The organism is Mycobacterium sp. SVM_VP21 (genome assembly GCA_024758765.1).
In the GTDB taxonomy this organism is placed as follows: Bacteria; Actinomycetota; Actinomycetes; order Mycobacteriales; family Mycobacteriaceae; genus Mycobacterium; species Mycobacterium heraklionense_C.
Window position 1 is genome coordinate 392501 of record CP101406.1, and the last position, 18474, is coordinate 410974.

The 18474-nt window shown below is 65.8% G+C and carries 21 protein-coding genes; 9 read left to right on the forward strand and 12 right to left on the reverse strand.

Features of this window, described 5'->3' with window-relative positions; all coding sequences use genetic code 11:
* Positions 1–5: 5 nt before the first annotated feature.
* Positions 6–179, reverse strand: a complete 174-nt coding sequence (locus NM962_02050) for a CsbD family protein (GenBank protein UVO12968.1) — start codon at positions 177–179, stop codon at positions 6–8.
* Positions 180–262: 83 nt separating this feature from the next.
* The gene (locus NM962_02055; protein ID UVO14507.1) at positions 263–901 is read right to left on the reverse strand and encodes a TetR/AcrR family transcriptional regulator C-terminal domain-containing protein; all 639 of its coding nucleotides are present in this window, start codon (positions 899–901) and stop codon (positions 263–265) included.
* Positions 902–1273: 372 nt separating this feature from the next.
* Between NM962_02055 and NM962_02060 the strand changes: the two genes are divergently transcribed.
* The 6 genes from NM962_02060 to NM962_02085 all read left to right on the forward strand — a co-directional run bounded on the left by NM962_02060 (position 1274) and on the right by NM962_02085 (position 6568).
* The gene (locus tag NM962_02060; GenBank protein ID UVO12969.1) at positions 1274–2068 is read left to right on the forward strand and encodes an enoyl-CoA hydratase-related protein; all 795 of its coding nucleotides are present in this window, start codon (positions 1274–1276) and stop codon (positions 2066–2068) included.
* Positions 2069–2092: 24 nt separating this feature from the next.
* On the forward strand, positions 2093–2827 hold the full coding sequence (locus tag NM962_02065; protein ID UVO12970.1) for an SDR family oxidoreductase: 735 nt from the start codon (positions 2093–2095) through the stop codon (positions 2825–2827).
* A 3-nt stretch (positions 2828–2830) separates the two neighbouring features.
* The gene (locus NM962_02070) at positions 2831–3979 is read left to right on the forward strand and encodes an acyl-CoA dehydrogenase family protein (GenBank protein UVO12971.1); all 1149 of its coding nucleotides are present in this window, start codon (positions 2831–2833) and stop codon (positions 3977–3979) included.
* Between the two features lie 20 nt (positions 3980–3999).
* On the forward strand, positions 4000–4644 hold the full coding sequence (locus NM962_02075) for a TetR/AcrR family transcriptional regulator (GenBank protein UVO12972.1): 645 nt from the start codon (positions 4000–4002) through the stop codon (positions 4642–4644).
* A 76-nt stretch (positions 4645–4720) separates the two neighbouring features.
* Positions 4721–5581, forward strand: coding sequence for an NAD(P)-dependent oxidoreductase (locus NM962_02080; protein ID UVO12973.1), 861 nt, complete (start codon positions 4721–4723; stop codon positions 5579–5581).
* Positions 5582–5599: 18 nt separating this feature from the next.
* A complete protein-coding gene (locus tag NM962_02085) occupies positions 5600–6568 on the forward strand; it encodes an arginine deiminase family protein (GenBank protein ID UVO12974.1) in 969 nt (322 codons plus the stop codon).
* Between the two features lie 174 nt (positions 6569–6742).
* Here the strand turns inward: NM962_02085 and NM962_02090 are convergent, their stop codons facing one another.
* The 5 genes from NM962_02090 to NM962_02110 all read right to left on the reverse strand — a co-directional run bounded on the left by NM962_02090 (position 6743) and on the right by NM962_02110 (position 10872).
* Positions 6743–7138 carry a hypothetical protein gene (locus NM962_02090; protein UVO12975.1) on the reverse strand — a complete coding sequence of 132 codons (396 nt, stop codon included), beginning with the start codon at positions 7136–7138 and terminating at the stop codon, positions 6743–6745.
* Entirely contained in the window at positions 7135–7986 is an 852-nt protein-coding gene (locus NM962_02095; GenBank protein UVO12976.1) for an alpha/beta fold hydrolase, read from the reverse strand. The genes NM962_02090 and NM962_02095 overlap by 4 nt, the downstream gene beginning before the upstream one ends.
* A complete protein-coding gene (locus NM962_02100; protein ID UVO12977.1) occupies positions 7983–8408 on the reverse strand; it encodes a helix-turn-helix domain-containing protein in 426 nt (141 codons plus the stop codon). Before NM962_02100 ends, NM962_02095 begins: the two co-directional genes overlap by 4 nt.
* Positions 8409–8695: 287 nt before the next feature.
* Positions 8696–10153: a HAMP domain-containing histidine kinase gene (locus NM962_02105; protein ID UVO12978.1), complete on the reverse strand. Its 1458-nt coding sequence runs from the start codon at positions 10151–10153 to the stop codon at positions 8696–8698.
* Positions 10150–10872: a response regulator transcription factor gene (locus NM962_02110; GenBank protein UVO12979.1), complete on the reverse strand. Its 723-nt coding sequence runs from the start codon at positions 10870–10872 to the stop codon at positions 10150–10152. The genes NM962_02105 and NM962_02110 overlap by 4 nt, the downstream gene beginning before the upstream one ends.
* A gap of 201 nt (positions 10873–11073) precedes the next feature.
* Between NM962_02110 and NM962_02115 the strand changes: the two genes are divergently transcribed.
* Entirely contained in the window at positions 11074–12417 is a 1344-nt protein-coding gene (locus NM962_02115) for a PPE domain-containing protein (GenBank protein ID UVO12980.1), read from the forward strand.
* A gap of 5 nt (positions 12418–12422) precedes the next feature.
* Positions 12423–13697, forward strand: a complete 1275-nt coding sequence (locus NM962_02120; GenBank protein UVO12981.1) for a PPE domain-containing protein — start codon at positions 12423–12425, stop codon at positions 13695–13697.
* A 61-nt stretch (positions 13698–13758) separates the two neighbouring features.
* On the opposite strand, the gene NM962_02125 is transcribed toward NM962_02120, so the two are convergent.
* The 3 genes from NM962_02125 to NM962_02135 are packed head-to-tail and all read right to left on the reverse strand — an operon-like array spanning position 13759 to position 14662.
* A complete protein-coding gene (locus tag NM962_02125; protein ID UVO12982.1) occupies positions 13759–14043 on the reverse strand; it encodes a WXG100 family type VII secretion target in 285 nt (94 codons plus the stop codon).
* An 11-nt stretch (positions 14044–14054) separates the two neighbouring features.
* Complete coding sequence (locus tag NM962_02130) at positions 14055–14312, reverse strand: WXG100 family type VII secretion target (protein UVO12983.1); 258 nt, start codon at positions 14310–14312, stop codon at positions 14055–14057.
* 50 nt (positions 14313–14362) lie between these two features.
* Entirely contained in the window at positions 14363–14662 is a 300-nt protein-coding gene (locus NM962_02135; protein ID UVO12984.1) for a PE family protein, read from the reverse strand.
* 522 nt (positions 14663–15184) lie between these two features.
* On the opposite strand from NM962_02135, the gene NM962_02140 reads away from it, so the two are divergent.
* Positions 15185–15598, forward strand: coding sequence for a DUF732 domain-containing protein (locus NM962_02140; GenBank protein UVO12985.1), 414 nt, complete (start codon positions 15185–15187; stop codon positions 15596–15598).
* Between the two features lie 285 nt (positions 15599–15883).
* On the opposite strand, the gene NM962_02145 is transcribed toward NM962_02140, so the two are convergent.
* On the reverse strand, positions 15884–17038 hold the full coding sequence (locus tag NM962_02145; GenBank protein UVO12986.1) for a PPE family protein: 1155 nt from the start codon (positions 17036–17038) through the stop codon (positions 15884–15886).
* Positions 17039–17172: 134 nt separating this feature from the next.
* Complete coding sequence (locus NM962_02150) at positions 17173–18417, reverse strand: PPE family protein (protein UVO14508.1); 1245 nt, start codon at positions 18415–18417, stop codon at positions 17173–17175.
* Positions 18418–18474: the final 57 nt, after the last annotated feature.

Here is an 18474-nt window from a genome sequence, read left to right on the forward strand (position 1 = left end):
GCTTGCTAGTCCTTGAAGGCGTCCTTGACGTTCTCGCCGGCCTTCTTCAGGCTCGACTTCCCCTGGTCGGCCTTGCCCTCGTTCCTGAGCTCGTCATTACCGGTGACCTTGCCGGCGGCTTCTTTGGCTTTGCCCGCGACATCCTGTGCGGCGTTTCTGGCTTTGTCTGCCAATCCCATCGTCAGCTCCTCCCTAATGTGGCGTTGCAACACGAGCGATACCCACGGTGTTTACAACGTAAACCTCCCGGGTGCCGGTTGCCTCAGCGCCGGGCGAGCAGCAGTTCGAGCCGGTCCAGCATGGCCTCCAGCGCCTCCTCGAACTCCGCGGTGCTGCGGTCTTGCGACAACATCGGCTGCAGACGCAGCAGGTGCGGGTAGTCGGTCAGGTCGCGTGCGGACCGCTCGCCCCTGTCATCGAGCAGGGCCTCATCGGGGTGCAGTTCCGCGCCGCGCGCCGACACCTCCAACAGCAGGTGACCGATCAGGAACGTGGTGTAGGAGCGGTAGGCCGCCACCGCGGCCGCATCGTCGAATCCATAGGAGATCAGCGTGTCGAGGAAGCTTTCCATCCAGCGCAGGCTGCGCAGCGGCGGCCGAACCCATGGCGCCTCCGGCGCCTGGGTGGCCACCAGCGGAAAAACCTCCGGATGGTCGAGTGCGATCTGGCGGACACCATGCGCCAACCGCATGAGGTAGTCCTGCCAGCCGTCTTCCTGGCGCCGCGCCGCGAGTTGATCGGCGTAGAGCCGGTCGATGATGTGGTCGACGACCCCGCTGAGCAGGTCACCACGGCCGTGCACGTAGCGGTAGAGCGCCATCGCCTCGACCCCGCAGGCCGCACCCAGCGCACGCATCGTCAATTTCGACAGGCCCTGGCGATCAATGAAGCCGATGGCCATTTCCAGGATTCCGTCGCGACTCAACTGCGACGGCGAGCGCGGGCCGCCGACCGTGTCCGCAGCGTCCACCCCGGCATCCACCAGACCACCCCTTCTCAATGCACCGATACAAAGGTCAGCCGGCCTTCATCTCCGCGGCGATTCGTGCCTCAGTTTACGTCGTAAGCCCGTCCCAGCCGCCGGAAATACCGCCCTCCCCCGATCGAACCGATGACAAACCGCACTCCACCTCGGCCCAATGCCGGACGATCAGCCCTTGACGCCCCGACCGATCGAAACCTAGATTCACTCGGATTGAACTCTTGTTCATTCTCTCTGAATGCACGCTCACCATGGTTTCGCCAACCTTCGATCGCCGACTCAGGAGACCGCATGCCCGACTACGAAGACATCACCTATGAGGTCGACGGCCCCGCTGCCGTCATCACGATCAACCGTCCACACCGCTACAACGCCTTCCGCGGCCAAACCGTGGAGGAAATGATCAAGGCGTTCCGGGCAGCCTGGGCCGACACCCAGGTCGCGGCCATCATCCTCACCGGGGCCGGCGAGAAGGCCTTCTGCACCGGCGGCGACGTCAAGCAGCGCGCCGAGACCGGTGACTACGGTCCCACCGAAAGCGGCATGTTCGAGATCGGCTACCTGCACAAGCTGATTCGCGACGTGCCCAAGCCGGTGATCGCGGCGGTCAACGGTGTCGCCATCGGCGGTGGCCACGTGCTGCACGTCCTGTGCGATCTCTCAATAGCTTCCGACACCGCCAGGTTCGGTCAGGCCGGGCCCCGGGTCGGATCGTTCGACGCTGGATTCGGCTCGGCGTACCTGGCCCGCGTCGTCGGCGAGAAGCGCGCCCGCGAACTCTGGTACCTGTGCCGGCAGTACGACGCCGCCACCGCCGAACGCTGGGGGCTGGTGAACTGGGTCGTCCCGGCCGAACGACTCCTCGACGAAGCCAAGGCGGTCGCCGCCGAGATCGCCGAAAAGAGCCCAACCGCACTGCGCTTCCTCAAGCAGTCCTTCAACGCCGACACCGACCACCAAGCCGGTCTGAGCAACCTGGCGATGTCGGCGCTGGAGATCTTCGTGCACACCGACGAAGGCAGGGAGGGCGCCGCAGCGTTCGCCGAGAAGCGTCCCGCCGACTTCGGCCAGTTCATCACGGCCTAGCACCGACCAGGACAGGACCACCTCATGAGCAATACTCTCGCGCTGGTCACCGGAGCCGGATCAGGTATAGGCAAGGCGATCACCCTGGCATTCGCCGCACAGGGCGACCGAGTGATCGCCGCCGATCTCGACCTCGCCGCGGCCGAGGCCACCGCCGCCCAACATCCCGAGCTCATCACGGCATTGCCGGTCGACGTCGCCGACCGCGCGCAGGTCGACACGTTACGTGACCGGACACACGCCGAGATCGGCGTGCCGACCGTGCTGGTCAACGCGGCCGGGTGGGACCGTACCGACCAATTTCTCAACGCCACAACGGAATTCGCCGAGAAGGTGGTGGCTATCAACTACCTCGGGCCAGTTCACGTCTGCAGCGCGTTCTTGCCGGGGATGATCGAGGCCGGCGGGGGTGGACGCATCATCAACCTGGCCAGCGACGCCGGGCGGGTCGGCAGTGCGGGCGAAAGCATCTACGCCGGCGCCAAGGGTGGGGTGATCGCACTGACCAAGTCACTGGCCCGGGAGATGGCCCGCCACACGATAACCGTCAACTGCGTCTGTCCGGGGCCGACCGATACTCCGCTGTTCGCGGCTCAGCCCGAGAAGCTGAAAGAGGCTCTGGTCAAGGCGATCCCGTTCCGTCGGTTGGCCCGCCCGGAGGAGGTCGCCGCGCCGGTGCTGTTCTTCGCCTCCGATACCGCGTCATTCATCACCGGTCAGGTGATCAGCGTCAGCGGTGGTCTGACGATGGCGGGCTGAGCGATGGCCGCCAAGCTGGAGTACGGCCCCGAGCACCGGCAATTCCGGGAGATGGTCGCTGAATTCGTGCAGCGCAGCGTCGTCGAAGTCCACGAGAACCGCGAGCGATCCGGCTGTTGGGAACGCGCCCTGTTCACTGAGGCCGGCCGCCTGGGCCTACTGGGCTTCCCGGTGTCCGAGGAACTCGGCGGTCCGGGCGTACACGACTTCCGCTATCACGCCATCGTGATTGAAGAACTGCAACGAGCCGGGGCGGCTGCCGAAGCGATCGCGTTTTCGCTGCAGAACGACGTGGTGCTGCCCTACCTGACCGACCTCACCACCCCCGAACAGCAAAAGCGCTGGCTACCGGCGGTGGTCACCGGCGAGACAGTGCTCGGTATCGCGATGACCGAGCCCGGCACCGGCAGCGATCTCGCAGGCATTCGCACCACGGCTCGTCGTGATGGCGAGTACTACGTAGTCAACGGCGCGAAGACCTTCATCTCCAACGGCCAAACCGGTGATCTGTTCGTGGTCGCGGTGCGCACCGCAGAAGACCGGCACCGGGGGCTGTCTTTGCTGGTGGTCGAGGCCGACACACCGGGTTTCCACCGGGGCCGCAATCTGGAGAAGATCGGCCTGCACGCCCAGGACACCAGCGAACTGGCCTTCACCGATATGCGGGTGCCAGCGGCAAACCTGCTCGGAGAGGAGGGACAGGGGTTCTTTCAGCTAGTCCGCAACCTGCCGCAGGAGCGGCTGTCGTTGGGGGTCGGTGCGGTCGCGGCCGCCGAAGGCGTACTGCGCGAGACGCTCGACTACGTAAAGCAGCGCCAAGCGTTCGGTTCGCCGATCGCGGGATTCCAGAATACCCAGTTCGTGCTCGCTGAGGTCGCCACCGAACTCGACATCGCGCGGACCTTCCTCGACGACTGCATCGCCGAGCACCTGGCAGGCGATCTGACCGCGGCGCGCGCCGCCAAGCTGAAATGGTGGTCCACCGACCTACAGGTGCGCACCGCGGATCGTTGCCTGCAACTGTTCGGCGGTTACGGTTACATGCGCGAATACCCGGTCTCGCGGGCCTTCGTCGACGCCCGCATCCAGACCATCTACGGCGGCACCAACGAGATCATGAAGACGATCATCGCCAAAGACCTGGGGATCTGATTCTCCGATAGGAGCACGCCTTGACCACTGACTACGGTCAACTGCCGGTCGAGGAAGCCGTACGCGCAGCCCGGACCGATTCGCGACGTCGTCAGATCCTTGATGCAGCAGTCAAAGTCATGCAGAAGACTGGCTTCCACCAGATGTCGATGCAGGACCTGGCCACCGAGGCCGACGTGAGCGTCGGCTTGATCTACAAGTACTTTTCCGGCAAAGAAGACCTGCTTCTGGCGACCATAGTGCGGATCCAGGATGCGTTCAGCGATCAACTCACCCCCGTCATCGCCGACGCGGGAGACGACCCTGTCCAGCAGTTGACGGCTGGCATCCGGCGCTACATCGAGATCGTCGATGAAAACCTGGACGCGGTGGTGCTGACCTATCGGGAAAGCCGCACCCTGGACTCGGCAGGGCGGACCAAGATCAAGGAACTCGAGATCGCGAGCGCCGCGCCGCTGCGCACCGTCATCGAGGCGGGGATCGCCACCGGCACATTCCACGGCGTCGACGTCGACCTCGTGGTTTTCGACATCATGCTCCTCGCACACGGTTGGGCGCTCAAGCGCTGGCACTTCGGCGAGCTGTACACCCTCGATGAATACATCGGGCTACAGACCCGTTTCACGCTCAACTCGCTGGTACGCGACCGCGGCACCGAAAGCTAGCCACGGTCCCGCGTCGACGACGAAAACATCCCCCGGACCACCACCGCCGCGGCCCCCGCGGCATAGGCTGACAGCCATGCCCAACTCAGGCCCTCTCTCCGGCAAAACCATGTTCATTTCCGGTGCCAGCCGTGGCATCGGCCTGGCGATCGCCAAGCGCGCCGCCCGCGACGGCGCCAACGTCGCGCTGATCGCCAAGACCGCCGAACCGCATCCCAAGCTCGACGGCACGATCTACACGGCGGCCGCCGAAATCGAAGAGGCCGGCGGGCAGGCGCTGCCGATCGTCGGCGACATCCGTGATGGAGACTCCGTGGCAGGGGCCGTGGCCACCACCGTCGAACGGTTCGGCGGCATCGACATCTGTGTGAACAACGCCTCGGCGATCAATCTCGGCTCGATCCTCGAAGTGCCGCTGAAGCGCTTCGATCTGATGAACGGCATCGAGGTGCGCGGTACCTACGCGGTGTCGCAGGCCTGCATTCCGCACATGATCGGCCGCGACAATCCGCACATCCTGACGCTGTCCCCGCCGATCCGGCTGGAGCCCCAATGGCTCAAGCCCACCGCCTACATGATGGCCAAGTTCGGGATGACGCTGTGTGCACTCGGTATGGCCGAGGAACTGCGCGGGCAGGGTATCGCCTCCAACACGCTCTGGCCGCGCACCATGATCGCGACCGCCGCGGTACAGAACCTGCTCGGCGGAGACGAGGCGATGGCGCGCTCTCGCACCCCCGACATCTATGCCGACGCCGCGTACGCCATCGTGACCAAGCCCGCCCGCGAGTACACCGGCAACTCCCTGCTGTGCGAGGACGTGCTGGTGGACTCCGGTGTCACCGATCTGTCGGTCTATGACTGTGTGCCCGGTAGCGACCTGGGCGTGGACCTGTGGGTCGACACCGTCAACCCACCGGGATACGCGCAGCCCTAGCCGCGCGATGAGGCGACAGTGACCGACGTCTTCGTCGAAAGCGAGTTCGCGCCGCTACGCAGCGTGGTGCTCGCCCAGTCCGAACTGGCGCTGCCGGAAGACATCCCGGATTCCGACCTGGAATTCCTTGCCTCCGACTCGGCTGAAAACGTTGCCGCTGGACAGGATTTCGGCACAGCTTGCCCGCAGCGGCAGCGGTTGTGGCTGCAGGAACGGCGCAACTTCGAGGCGGTGCTGCACCGCTACGGTGTCGAAGTACTACGTCCGCGGATGTTGACCGCGGCCGAGAAAGCCGCGGCAGGCTCCGACGGATACGCCAATTTCTTTGTGCGCGACCCGTTTTTCACCATCGGAGATGTCGTGATCGAGGGCTCCCTTCGGTTTCGGCATCGCCGTCGCGAGGTCTTGCCGGTCCGCGACATCATGCTCGAGCGGGTGTATCCCGCCACCTGCGACTATGTCGCCGTCCCGGCTCCCGAAATCGCCGCCGCCGACGATACGACGCTGGGGCCCGGTCCGTTCTTAGAGGGCGGCGATGTCCTGGTTCTCGGCCGGCAGGTTTTCGTGGGGACATCGGGTCTTGCGTCGAATGCACTCGGCGCGCGCTGGCTGGCCAAGCTGCTCGCTACGCGGGGCTACACCGTTGAGGTGGTCCGTTTGGTCCCCGACATCCTGCACCTGGACTGTGCGCTCGGATTGATCCGCGACGGCCTGCTGGTGGTGTGCGAAGACGCACTGCTCGACGGGGTTCCCGCCGCGCTGACGTCTTGGGACCGGATACCGGTTTCGCTGGCGCAGGCTAAGGAACTGGCCACCAACGGGTTGCCGATCTCCCCCGACGTTTACGTCACCGATCCCGCCTTTGGTTGGGTCGGTGAGCAATTGGAACACCGTGGCGTCACGGTCGAGTACATCGAGTTCGGAATCAGCCGGTCGCTGGGCGGTGCGTTCCGGTGCAGCACCCAGCCTTTACTGCGACGCCGCTAGCTGTATGAGGCCATGACGTTGGTGACGCCGTTAGTCAGTCCTGATGCTGTGGGCGGGCTTCAGGAAAGGGTGATAGACGCCCTTGGTGGGGAATTAGGCGAGCAAGGGATGGGCCGCCGGATTCGCGGTCAGGGCGATACGCCTGCAGACGGTGATATCGCGGAGCTTGCGTCATCAACGAGTCGGACCGCCCAGTGCATCGAGGTAGGGGCGCAAGACGTTCGATTGGCGCCGAAGGCGGTCGGCTGCCTCGTGTTGATGTATCGAGCGGTAGTGCTTCTCCTGCGTCTCATACTCGCGCAGGAGGTCTCGAATGAGTGCGTGGATGTCGGACATGGTCAGCTCGCGTCTGGGCGCCTCGGTTGATCCGACTCCGGGCGAGGAGTGCGCGACGGTGCCGTCTGCAGATCGCGGCGTCTGCTCCTCGGATTGGACTGCTTCGGCGTTGTCGATCGCGGCGATCATGGTTCGCAGGACTGAGACCATTTCCGGTTGGCGCGATTTGAGCGCGGCGCGAAGGTCGCGGCGTACTTCTTTGCGGAAGGCCCAGGAATCCTCTGCGTGTGTCACGGTGTCGTGCGTTGGTTCAGGAAAGTGTGGAGGTCGTTGCCGTCGTCGAAGAGACCGTGACCCGTGTCGGCGAGCAGGTTGACCGCTGCCGCGGGCTGCAGACGTGTCAAGCGTGCGGCGGTGTCGCGCGAGTTGAGCATGCGGTCGCGCGCACCCAGCACAACGAAAAGTGGTGCGAAGATTGCCTTTAGGTCATCGTCGGAGAAGACGGGCAGTGTGTCGTGGCGGGGGCGATAGTTGCGTTGGATCAGCAACAGGTAATCGATGACGGGACCAGGAATGCGGCCCGGCCCAAGCGTAATCCGCAGAGCACGACGCGTACCACGCTCGCCGAATGCCATCAGGGCCAGTGCGGCGAGGACGGCACCGTAGCGTTGACGGCCGATACCGCCCGGGGCCCGCAGCGCCAATCGTTGGACGCGGTCTGGCCGGCGGATCGCGTAATCCGTGGCCAGCCACCCGCCCAAGGACACCCCCACGAAGCCAGCGGCATCGACGCCCAGCCTATCGAGCACGTCATCGAGCCATAACGCAAAGGCATCGGAATCAAGTGGCGGCCGCGACGGCGCGCTCAATCCGGGCTCTCCGACGAGGTCGACCATGTACAGCCGGTGGGTCGCTGACCACCGCGACGCGTCGGTCTGCCAGATCGCGCTGTTGCTCCCCGCGCCGTGCAGCAATACAACCGGTGGAGCATCGGTGGGTCCGCAGTCCATGACGAAGGTGTCGCCCTCGCGTGTGGCGACGATGCGACGCCGCAGCGGCACTGCCCAGCGCTGAAGGTGTTCGCGGTAACGACGCTCGACGGCTTGCTGGCCAGATGAGGAGCGGTAGACGTCGGCGTTCACTTGTCGTCCTGGCGTGTCAGGGCGCCAATCAATCCGATGACGGATGCCGTGGATTCTGGGTCACCGACGACGAAGACCGTGAGACGGCAGGCAGATTCGTCATATGTCGAATGAACGTCGAGCTGTCCTGGCCCACTTGAGTCGCTGATCGCTGCAGCGGTGAGATGTGTAGTGATGCGATCCATGGTGAGGCGGTCGACATTGTCGATGTGCACGACAGTAGAGACGTGAGCGTGTGGGCTGCTCGCCGGCTCGTCGGTAACCGCACCAGCGAAAGCTTGCAAGTCTCGTTTGGTGATGCGGTATTGCTTGCCCATACGCACGGCCGGCAGGCGACCGTCACGGACGTATCCCCGGACGGTTCGTACGTGCAGTCCGAGAATGTCGGCAACCTGCTCAGCCGAGTACACAGCAATGCTCACATCCGCAAACTACCCTATCACTACCTATAACGCTAGTTATAGGTAGTGATAGGGATGTATTCATACGCCGGGCACATCCAGGTCCACAATGTGTAGGCACATCGAGGGGGCCTTCAGCCACCCCTACGAGTGCCCCGATCGATTTGAATTCTGTTGTACGCGAGAACTATTGACCGATCTAACACCTGTTGGCACGTGTAGGCCCTCACGGGTTCCGACGACTACCGCTCATCACGCACAACCCAGCTGATCCCGGCCGCCGTCCACAACGTCATGACCCGCAACAGCTAGCCGACGCCCCGCGGCGCGACCCCCGGCGGGACGCCGGGCGGCGACGGCTCGCTGGGCCGCCCCGGGATGACCAGCCTGAACCGGGCGCCCCCATCGTGGGGAACGCACGTCAGCGTCCCACCGTGCGCCACGGCCAGCGCCCGGGCTATCGGCAATCCCAGTCCCGCGCCGCCGTGGTCGCGGCCGCGGGCGCTGTCCAGGCGCACCAGCCGATCGAAGATCCGTTCGGCGTCCTCGGCACGCACGCCGATGCCGGTGTCGGTGACGACCACCGCGACACCACCGCTGTCTTTGCTGACATCGACGTTGATCTGCCCACCAGGGGGGGTGTAGCGACGCGCGTTGTCGAGCAGGTTGGACAGAATCTGGGCGACTCGCGTGGGGTCGACCCGGGCGGTCGCCGAGTCCAGTCCCGTACGCCCGATCTGTAGTTGCGGAGCAAGCAGCGCCGCCCGATCCAGTTGAGTATCAATGATGCTGATCAGATCGATGTCTTTGAGCTCCAAAGGCAATCCGGCATCGATATAGCTAAGGTCCAGCATGTCGGTGACCAGCCGGGTGGCCCGCCGCGCTTCGGTCAGCAGCAGGCTGGCGCGACGATGCTGGCGAAGAACCTCGGGCTCGATGGCGTCCTCGGTGCTGGACTGGCCGACATGCACGCTGACGTTTCCCGCGATCTGCTCCGCGGCGGCCTGCATTCCCGCTATCGGGGTGCGCAGTTCATGGGCAGCGTCGGCGAGAAAACGCCGTACCGCCGCTTCCGCTCGCTGCGCCCCCTGCGCGGCGCGCTGCGCCCGCTTCTCAGAGTCCTCCAACTCGTCGAGCATGTCGTCGAAAGCTTCTGCCGCCCGGCCCAGTTCGGTCTTGGGACGGTCGGGGCGCAGTCGCCGGCCCCGATCCCCGGTGGTGATGTCACGGGCGAGATCAGTGAGCCGGTCCAGCGGCGCGAGCAGCGCACGGCTTGCCCCGGCCAGCAAGGTCGATGCCAGCAGCAAGGTTCCCAGACCGGCCTCGATCATCAAGCGCCGCAATCTGCGCAACGTCTCGTCGGACTCCGTGGTGTCGGCGACCAGGATCACCCGGTCGCCGTTGGCGAAGGGATGCACCAAGACTGTTGCGGTGTCGTCGGGCTCCAGCGGCGGGGCCGGAATCTTCGATCCGGTGGTTGCATCGGGCTCGATCGCGGGGTCACCGTAGCTGGTGCCGTCGGCGGTGACCACCAGTGCGGCGATGATGCCGCCGTTGAGTTGTTCCGACATCTGTTCAGCCGAGATGCCCAGTGCTACTAATGAATCCGCGCGCGCGGTCGCCGCTGCCAGTCGTTCGTGCACGCTGCGCGTTGCCAGCGCAGTCAGGGTGGCATTGATCACCAGCCCCATCGCCAGCATCAGCATGACCAGCAGCGCCAGCACCATCACCGTCAGCCGGCGCCGCAGCGAGGGGGTGGCGGTCATGAGCCCGAAAGTTCCAGCCGGTAACCGATTCCCCGCACGGTATGCAGGATCCGTGGTCCGTGCGCCTCGAGCTTCTGCCTCAACCCGCTGATGTGGACCTGCACCAGGTTGGGGTCGTAAGCCTCATAACCCCACACCGCGTTGAGGATCTGGGCGCTGCTGACAATGCGGCCGCGTTGTTCGACGAGGTAGACCAGCACGCGCAGCTCGGTGGCGGTCAAACCCAGCGGGGTGCCCGAGCGGGAGGCCACTCCGGCGTCGACATCGACCATCAGATCGCCGAACTGCACGGCCGCCGGCAACCGGCCACGCCGGCGCAGCACCGCACCGACCCGCGACACCAGTTCGGCCAGCTCGAACGGCTTGACCACGTAGTCGTCGGCGCCGCCGTCCAGACCGCGCAACCGGTCGGGTAAGCCGTCGCGCGCGGTGAGCAGCACCACCCCTACCTCGCCCCAGCGCAGGATCACGTCCATCAGCGCGAAGCCGTCGCGTCCCGGCAACATGACGTCGAGGACCACCAGATCCGGCCGGAATCCGTCCAGCACCTCCTCCAGGCCGTGGCCATCGGGCTGGGTGTCGGTGAGGTAGCCGGCGTCGGCCAGGGCCTCGCTGACCATCTCTCGAATGGTCTCGGAGTCCTCGACAACCAGAACCCGCGGCGTTCCCACGCTGAAGGGAGTACCGCCGCGACGGTCGGCGGACCGGGAATCGGCCATGGTCCATTGATAACACCGTCACGCCACGATGGGGAGAGCCGACCGGCGCGGCGTACGCCGGCCGCCGCGTTCTTCAGGTTCACTTCAAGTTGACTGTCTACGGTCACAGTGACCGAGTGCGCCCGGCAACCCCTCGCAACGGCGCGAACCGGGAAATTCAGGAGGCACCATGACGCCTACTACCAACAGGATTGTCTGACAATGGATTTCGCGATGCTGCCCCCAGAGGTCAACTCGAGCCGGATGTACTCGGGGGCAGGCGCACAGCCCTTGCTGACCGCTGCTGCCGCCTGGGGCTCGCTGGCCGCCGAACTGAACAGCGTGGGTGTGGCGTACGACTCGGTGATCGACGAGCTGTCCGCCGGCTGGGGCGGGCCCAGCGCAGCAGCGATGGCCGCCGCTGCGGCACCATACGCCCAGTGGATGCATGCCACCGCCGCCCAGGCCGAACACACCGCTTCGTCGGCCCGGACCGCCGCCGCCGCCTACGACGCGGCGTTCGCCATGACCGTGCCTCCCCCGGCGGTCACCGCCAACCGCACTCAGATGATGTCGCTGCTTGCCTCCAACTATCTGGGTCAGAACACCGCCGCCATAGCGGCCACCGACGCCCAGTACTACGAAATGTGGGCCCAGGACGCCGCCGCCATGTACGGCTACGCCACCAGTTCCGCCGCCGCCACCAGGCTGGTCCCGTTTACCCAGCCCCCGCGCACCACCAATCCCACCGGGACGGCGAATCAGGCCGGTGCGGTCGGACAGGCCACCGCCACCGCGGCGGGCAGTCACTCCGATACCGCGGTTTCCGCGATCACCCAGGCCCTACAGGGCCTCAGCGCGCCGGGCTCGGCGGCGGCGGGATCGAATGCGACGCTAACCGGTTCGATCGGGTCGGCGGCGGCAATGGAGCCCGGGCTGGCGGCCTCCTACTTGGCGTTGGGCTCCAGCCTGTTCGGGACCTTCGTCATCGACTCGGCCGGTACCTTCGGCGTAGACGCGGCCGGCACCTTCGGGATCGACCTGATCGGTGTCGGCGAGATCGAGAGCGAACTGTTGCCGGAGATGGCCCTGGCCAGCGCGATCACTCCGGTGAGCGCCGAACTGGGTGAAGCGGCCACGCTCAGCGGGCTGTCGGTGCCACAGGCCTGGGCCACGGCGGCGCCGACGACCACCGTGATCCAGCAGGTCGGCGGCGCGTTGCCGACTGCCACGCAAGCTGCACTCCCTGCCGCCTCGGCGGGCGCCTCCGCATTGCCGCTGGCCGCCATCGGCGCCGCCGGGCTGGCCGGTCGGGCCACCGCGGGCGTAGGGCGGGGCCGCGCGGCGGCCACCGCGAACCCGAAAACCACCCCCAAACGGACACCGCGCGCCCTGGTCAAACAGCGCGACCAAGCCGAGAAGCCGGAGCAGCCGCCGGTACGGCCGTTGAACGGACCGATCACGCGGATCTCCGGTGAGCTGCGGGAACTGGCCGATCTGCGTGATGCCGGGATCCTCACCGAAGAAGAGTTCACCCGGGAAAAGCAGCGCCTCCTCGGCCGGTAGCACCCATGGATTTCGCATTGTTGCCACCGGAGGTGAACTCCGGCCGGATGTATTCCGGCGCAGGCGCCGGCCCCTTGCTGGCCGCAGCGTCGTCCTGGGATGCGCTGGGCGCCGAGCTGCACAGCGCGGGCCTCGCCTACACCTCGGTGCTCACCGAACTGGGCTCCGGCTGGGCAGGCCCCAGTGCGCGGGCCATGGGCGCCGCCGCAGCGCCGTACGCCCAATGGCTGCACACCGCCGCGATCCAGGCCGAGGAGACCGCTATCGCCGCACGTGCCGCCACCGCCGCCTACGAGACCGCTTTCGCCATGACCGTGCCGCCACCGGTCATCGCCGCCAACCGCAGCCTGCTGATGACTCTGGTGGCGACCAACTTCCTGGGCCAGAACACTCCCGCGATCGCGGCCACCGAAGCCCACTATTACGAGATGTGGGCCCAGGACGCCACCGCCATGTACGGCTACGCCGCCGGTGCCGCCACCGCCGGCAGGCTGAGCCCGTTCAGGCAGCCACCGCGCACCACCAACTCCGCGGCTGCGTCGGCCCAGTCAGCGGCGGTCATGCAGGCGGCCGCCACCACCGCGGAGGGCCACGGCGAGGGCGTCATCACCACCGTCACCCATGCGCTGGAGTCCTCGTCGGCCGTGGCCGAGGCCATCGGCGCCGACGCGCTCTTGATCAGCGAACCCGCGATGGAAGTCGGCATGGCCGGCGTCGAGCTGGTTGTCGACTCGATGGGCACGTTCGGCATCGACGCACTCGGCACGTTCCTGTTCGACGCGATGGGCGCCGCCGAGGTGGGCCAGGAATTGCTGCGGGCCGCCATGGCCGGTGCGCTGCCGGTCTCGGCCAACTTCGCCTCGGCAACCTCGATCAGCGGGCTGTCGGTGCCGCTGGCCTGGGCGTCGGCCGCGGAGGCGGCGGTGGCTCCGCAGATCGGCATGTCGCTGGCGTCCGTCGGTACCGCCGCCGCCACATCGGCCGTTCCGGCTGTGGCCGCCGGTGAGACGATGATCCCCGCGGCGGGGATGGCCGCAGCCGGCGTGGCCGGACGGGCCGGAGCCGGCGCCACTCGGGGACACCGCCTCCCGACTGCCGGTACCGTCGCCCCGCCGCCGGTACCACGGCCCAACGAGCTGCCGGAGGTCCCCGCGTCCTCGGCGTTCGGCCTGCTGATGGGCGCCGACATCGAGCTGCGTGAGCTGGCCGAACTGCGCAACGCCGGGATTCTCACCGACGAGGAGTACGCGTTGGAGAAGCACAGCCTGGTCGGACGTTAGAGCGCCCAAGCAGCGTGGCTGCACGCTCCGCATTCGGGAGCGTGCAGCCACACGGGGATCGTCAGGCCCAGCTGGAGCCGACGGAAGTGTCAGTGCCCGCCATGTTGTTGCCGGCGGTCTGCACCTTCTGACCGTGGGTGTTGGCGTGCTCGTAGATGACGGCGAAGTTGCGCCCAAGTTCGGTGATGAACTCCTGGCAGGCGGTCGAGCCGGCGCCGCCCCAGAAGTCCCCGGCAGCCAGCACGTCGTGCACGATCGCCTCGTGCTCGGCCTCCAGCGCGGCGGCCTGGGTGCGAATCAGCGCGCCGTGGGCATCCACGTCACCGAACTGATAGTGGATCGACATCCCGGTTCTCCTCAAGTGCTCAAAGTGTGTTGTGAGGCGGCATCTTGGTATTCGTATTTGACTGCGTCGCGGACCATCTCGTCGCGCACCCCGTGAAGCATGGTGACGATATTGCGAAACGCCGTCTGCATCTGGGTCTGCGTCTGGCCCATGGTCTGGTAGGACGCCCACATCCGGCGTGCCTCGTCTCCTACCGCCTGGGCATGCACGTCGAAACGCTCCGCCATGAGGCGCATCGCTTCCGGGTCGCTCAGAAAGCGAGTAGGCATCGCAGCGTCTCTTTTTGCATGAAACGTGCCGTGGCACTATGCATGGCGACCTATCCGGCCGACGCGGCGTTACCGGCCTCGGTGACCAGATACGAGCCGGCGCTTGCGTTCATGGTCGCCACGAACTGCTCGTGGATTGCCGTCGCCTGGGCGCTGACCGCCTGATACATCCGGGCGTGCGCGGCAAACTGCGCGGCCGTCAACGCCGACACCGCATCCGCTGCGGCAGGCACCACACTGGTCGTCGGGGCCGCTGCGGCTATATTTTGGGCACTCAACGCCGAACCGATGCCCTGCAGACTGGTTGCCGCCGCCGACAACGCTTCCGGCTGGGTGGTAACAAATGACATGCGGTTTCCCACTTCCGATGAAAAGACTTTTGAAATATTCGCGGCTTCCGGTTAACCGGAGGCCTCCGAAATAGCGGCGGCGACATGAATTTTTCCTGAACGAACGCGCCACCTTCGAGGCCGGCATAGAACCAGACGCGACAGTTCAGTTGCCTCCGTATGGCCAAGGCCGACAGGCGCCCCCAGACCACCAGCTCAGATCGCTACCTGGTTTCGCCGCCAAAGCAGGTGGGATCGAGCCGGATCTGCGACAGCAACCCCGTTGAATGGCTGGCGTGAGCCCGAGGAACAGCTGCCACATTGCGAGATGATGAACGCCGGATGAACGTCCAGTACCGAAGGTGAACAGAGCTGAAAACAGTTGGGAAGCTTGGTATCTGGGCCTATACGAGTCCGGTTGAAAGCATCTAGTGTCTGTTGTGTCGTTAGACGGCCAGAACCGAGAGGCTGTTGCAACCTCAAGGGTATCAATCGCATTCCCGTTCAGGCGTCAACGGCGTGAGCAGAATGAGGAGACGCGAAGTGACTGAGTTGGAATTTCCCCTGGCGACATCGTCGTGCGAGAGACGGCTCCGCCGACGCGACTTCCTCAACTCCAGTGCGCGGAAGCTGCTGGTGACTTCAGCCTGTGCGGCAGCCGTGGTCGGTATACCAACGCCAGCGCACGCCGAACCGGGTGATCCGTATGTGTATGTCACAGGCGCGACCGACGACACCTTCATTCGAGCCCTCGATGGGCTCAAGATCGAGCACCCGAACAACGCCCACGTGATTGGCATCGCCCGAGAAGCCTGCGAGTACATCGAGAGTGGCCACCCGATCCGCGAGGCCGTAGACGGGGTGAAGAACTCCCCCCTCAATTTGCCTCTTCTGCAGAGCGCCCACTTCGTGGCGGTCGCACGGGCGTTGTACTGCCCCAATACCTCGGATTTCTGAGTCCTCGTCCGAGTTCCGCGACCTAGCCGCCTGGGTCGGCAACATGCTGGGCGGGTAGCGCGTGGCTGGCTCGACGCGGATGACGCATCTGTGGGATGCCTTGTGCTCGGCGTGATCTGGCGCTGGCGCGGATCACAGTCAAGCGTCGCCTGCCCACGTATGCAACACCTCAGTGGCGCCAGGCGCTGGCCACGGCCAGTACGCGGCGGGCCGGGTTGAGGTCGGCGTCATGCACGCAAAAGTAGCCATGCCACCCAAGCCCGACCGTGCGGCGCCCAGTACCAGCTATCCGCCGGATGAAGGGCGGGGCATCTCGTAGCGGGGAGGCGTGACCTGCAAGACGGCGCTGACACTGGGACGCGTTATTTTGCGCGCCGCAGCAGCGCCGGCCGCCCCGGACATCGGTCCCATCATCGCCGCCGGGCCGGTCCCGGCCACCTGCATCTTCGGAGCCGCATCCCACGACCCCTGAGTCCCCCACGACGACAGGTACCGATCGGTCGCAGCGGCAGCCGGGGTCGCATTCGCCCAATTCGAGGGTGCCGACAACTGCCCGACCGCGCGCGCCTCACCCACACTGGCCAGCACCGCCCTGTTAGCGCCTGCCCCCGCATCGGCTGCAGCCAGGACCGTTGGCGACACCGCCGCGCCGACAGCTGGCGCGGTCGCCCCGGCCAGCCCGGTCGCCGGCGAATAAAGTACGCCGTCGGTGAAGAGTTTCGTCATAACAACGATGTATTCAGCAACGGTAGCGACGTTACGAATCCACACCGCACCAAAGTTGTCAAAGCCGTTGAAAATACTGCCCATAGCCGAATAGTCCGTAAGGAGCGATTGGGGTATCGGTATTCCGTTGGCGAAGTTCGGCGGGCCCGGATTCGATCCCGAAAGGAATTGTGACACTGTCTGAATAAATTGCGAAAGAAACTGTGACAGGCTGGATTGCGACCCCGTCGCCGTTGCGGACGCCGCGGGTGCTGCGGCCTGGTTGGTGGTCTGCGGCGGCGCAGCGAACAGCGTCAATTTGGTCGCCGAAGACGCCGACGCTGCATAGCCGTGCATCGCGCTGGCATCTTGCACCCACATCGCGTCGTAGGCGGCCTCCGTGGCCCCGATTTGCGGCGTGTTGTGACCCAGGATATTGGTCTGTATCAAGTACGCCAGCAAGGTGCGGTTGGCGGCCACCTTCGGCGGTGGCACAACTGCCGCGTGTGCGGTCTCGTATGCGGCTGCCGCCGCCCGAGCCTGGCTGGCCGCCTGCTCGGCTTGTCCGGCGGTGGTTGCCGCCCACTCCGCATACGGTGCGGCGGCCGCCGCCATCGCCTGCGCCGCAGCACCCGTCCAGGCTTCATCCTGCAATGCGGAGATTACCGACGAATAGCCTCGCGCAAATGAATCCAATTCCGCGGCTAGAGCGTCCCAAGCCGACGCAGCCACCATCGTTGGCTCCGCGCCTGGACCGGAATAGATTCTGGCCGAGGTGACCTCCGGCGGCAACAGCCCGAAATCCAGCATTCGCGTTCCCTTTCCCAACCCGCCCACACCCGAAACAGGCTGGACGATCACAACTGTTGCTATCCGCCGACCGTCGGTCGAGGCATACGCCAACGGCGTTCCTGCATGCGGAAGACGGCATTGCCGCCGTGGCGCCGCTCCGAACCACCCATCGGCGCCAACGGTGGTGACAGCTGCTCAGCCGCGGGCGCCGACGAACTGGCCAGCTTGACAGCTGGCTGGCCCGCCGCCACCTGCGGCTCCGGCGACTGGGCAACGTAACCTGTTTTCGCTGCAGCTGTTGTCGCCGACCAGCTCTGGGGGACCGACAATCGTCCCACCGATACGGCGTTGCCCCAGCCGGCAAGCGCAGGACCACCGGCTGCCCCCGCACCGCCAAAAGGTGACGAGAAAAGCGGCGGGAACGGACTCTTGCCGAACAAAAACGGCGTCGTCGATGGTGTGCTGAGATGTGACCCGAATAGTCCAAACCCACCGCTTAGCCCTGTGGCATCGCCGGTGGTAACGCCGAATATGTTATAGGCGGGCTGGGGAATCGCTTTGTAGTAATCGTTGTAGAGAGTCTCCAAGGTCTGCCAACTATTGACGTAAAAGTACCCCGACGAACCCGACGCGGACGTTGACGGTGGCGGAGCAGCAGTCGGGCTTGTCGACAGACTGTGCGCGGGCGGTGACGCCGTCGACAAAGCGTGCGTCACAACCGATTGCGACGTTTGGGTGGCCGCACTGCTGGCCGCGTGACTTGCGGCCACGCTCTGCGCAGATTGCCCGGCGGGGTTGGTGGTCTTCGGTGGCGCCTTGAACGGCGTCAACGTTGCGACAGCAGGCAACGATGAGCCGGCGTAGCCGTACATAGCAGCGGCGTCCTGTGCCCACATCTCGCCGTAGTGGGCCTCCGTGGCCGCGATCGCCGGGGTGTTCTGGCCCAAGAAGTTGGTGGCGATCAGCGCCATGAGCAACGTCCTGTTGGCTTCGACCACCGATGGGGGAACCGTCATCGCGAACGCGGCCTCGTAAGCGGCCGCCGCCGCACGAGCCTGGCTGGCAGCCTGCTCGGCCTGCGCGGCCGTCGCATTCGCCCACGCTACATATGGCGCCGCCGCCGTGAACATCGCATCCGACGCGGGCCCCGACCACAGCTGGCCTTGCACCGTCGTCAGCTCCGAGGAATAGCCCGCCGCAAAGAGTTCCAACTGTCCGGCAAGCCCGCCCCAGGCCGTCGCGGCAGCCATCATCGGCCCCGAACCGGGACCGGCGTACATTCTCGCCGAATTGACTTCGGGCGGCAGCGCCGCAAAGTCCAGCATCACCGTCTTCTAACCCCCATGCGATCGCTTCCGAATAACAGTCCGCAGCACTGT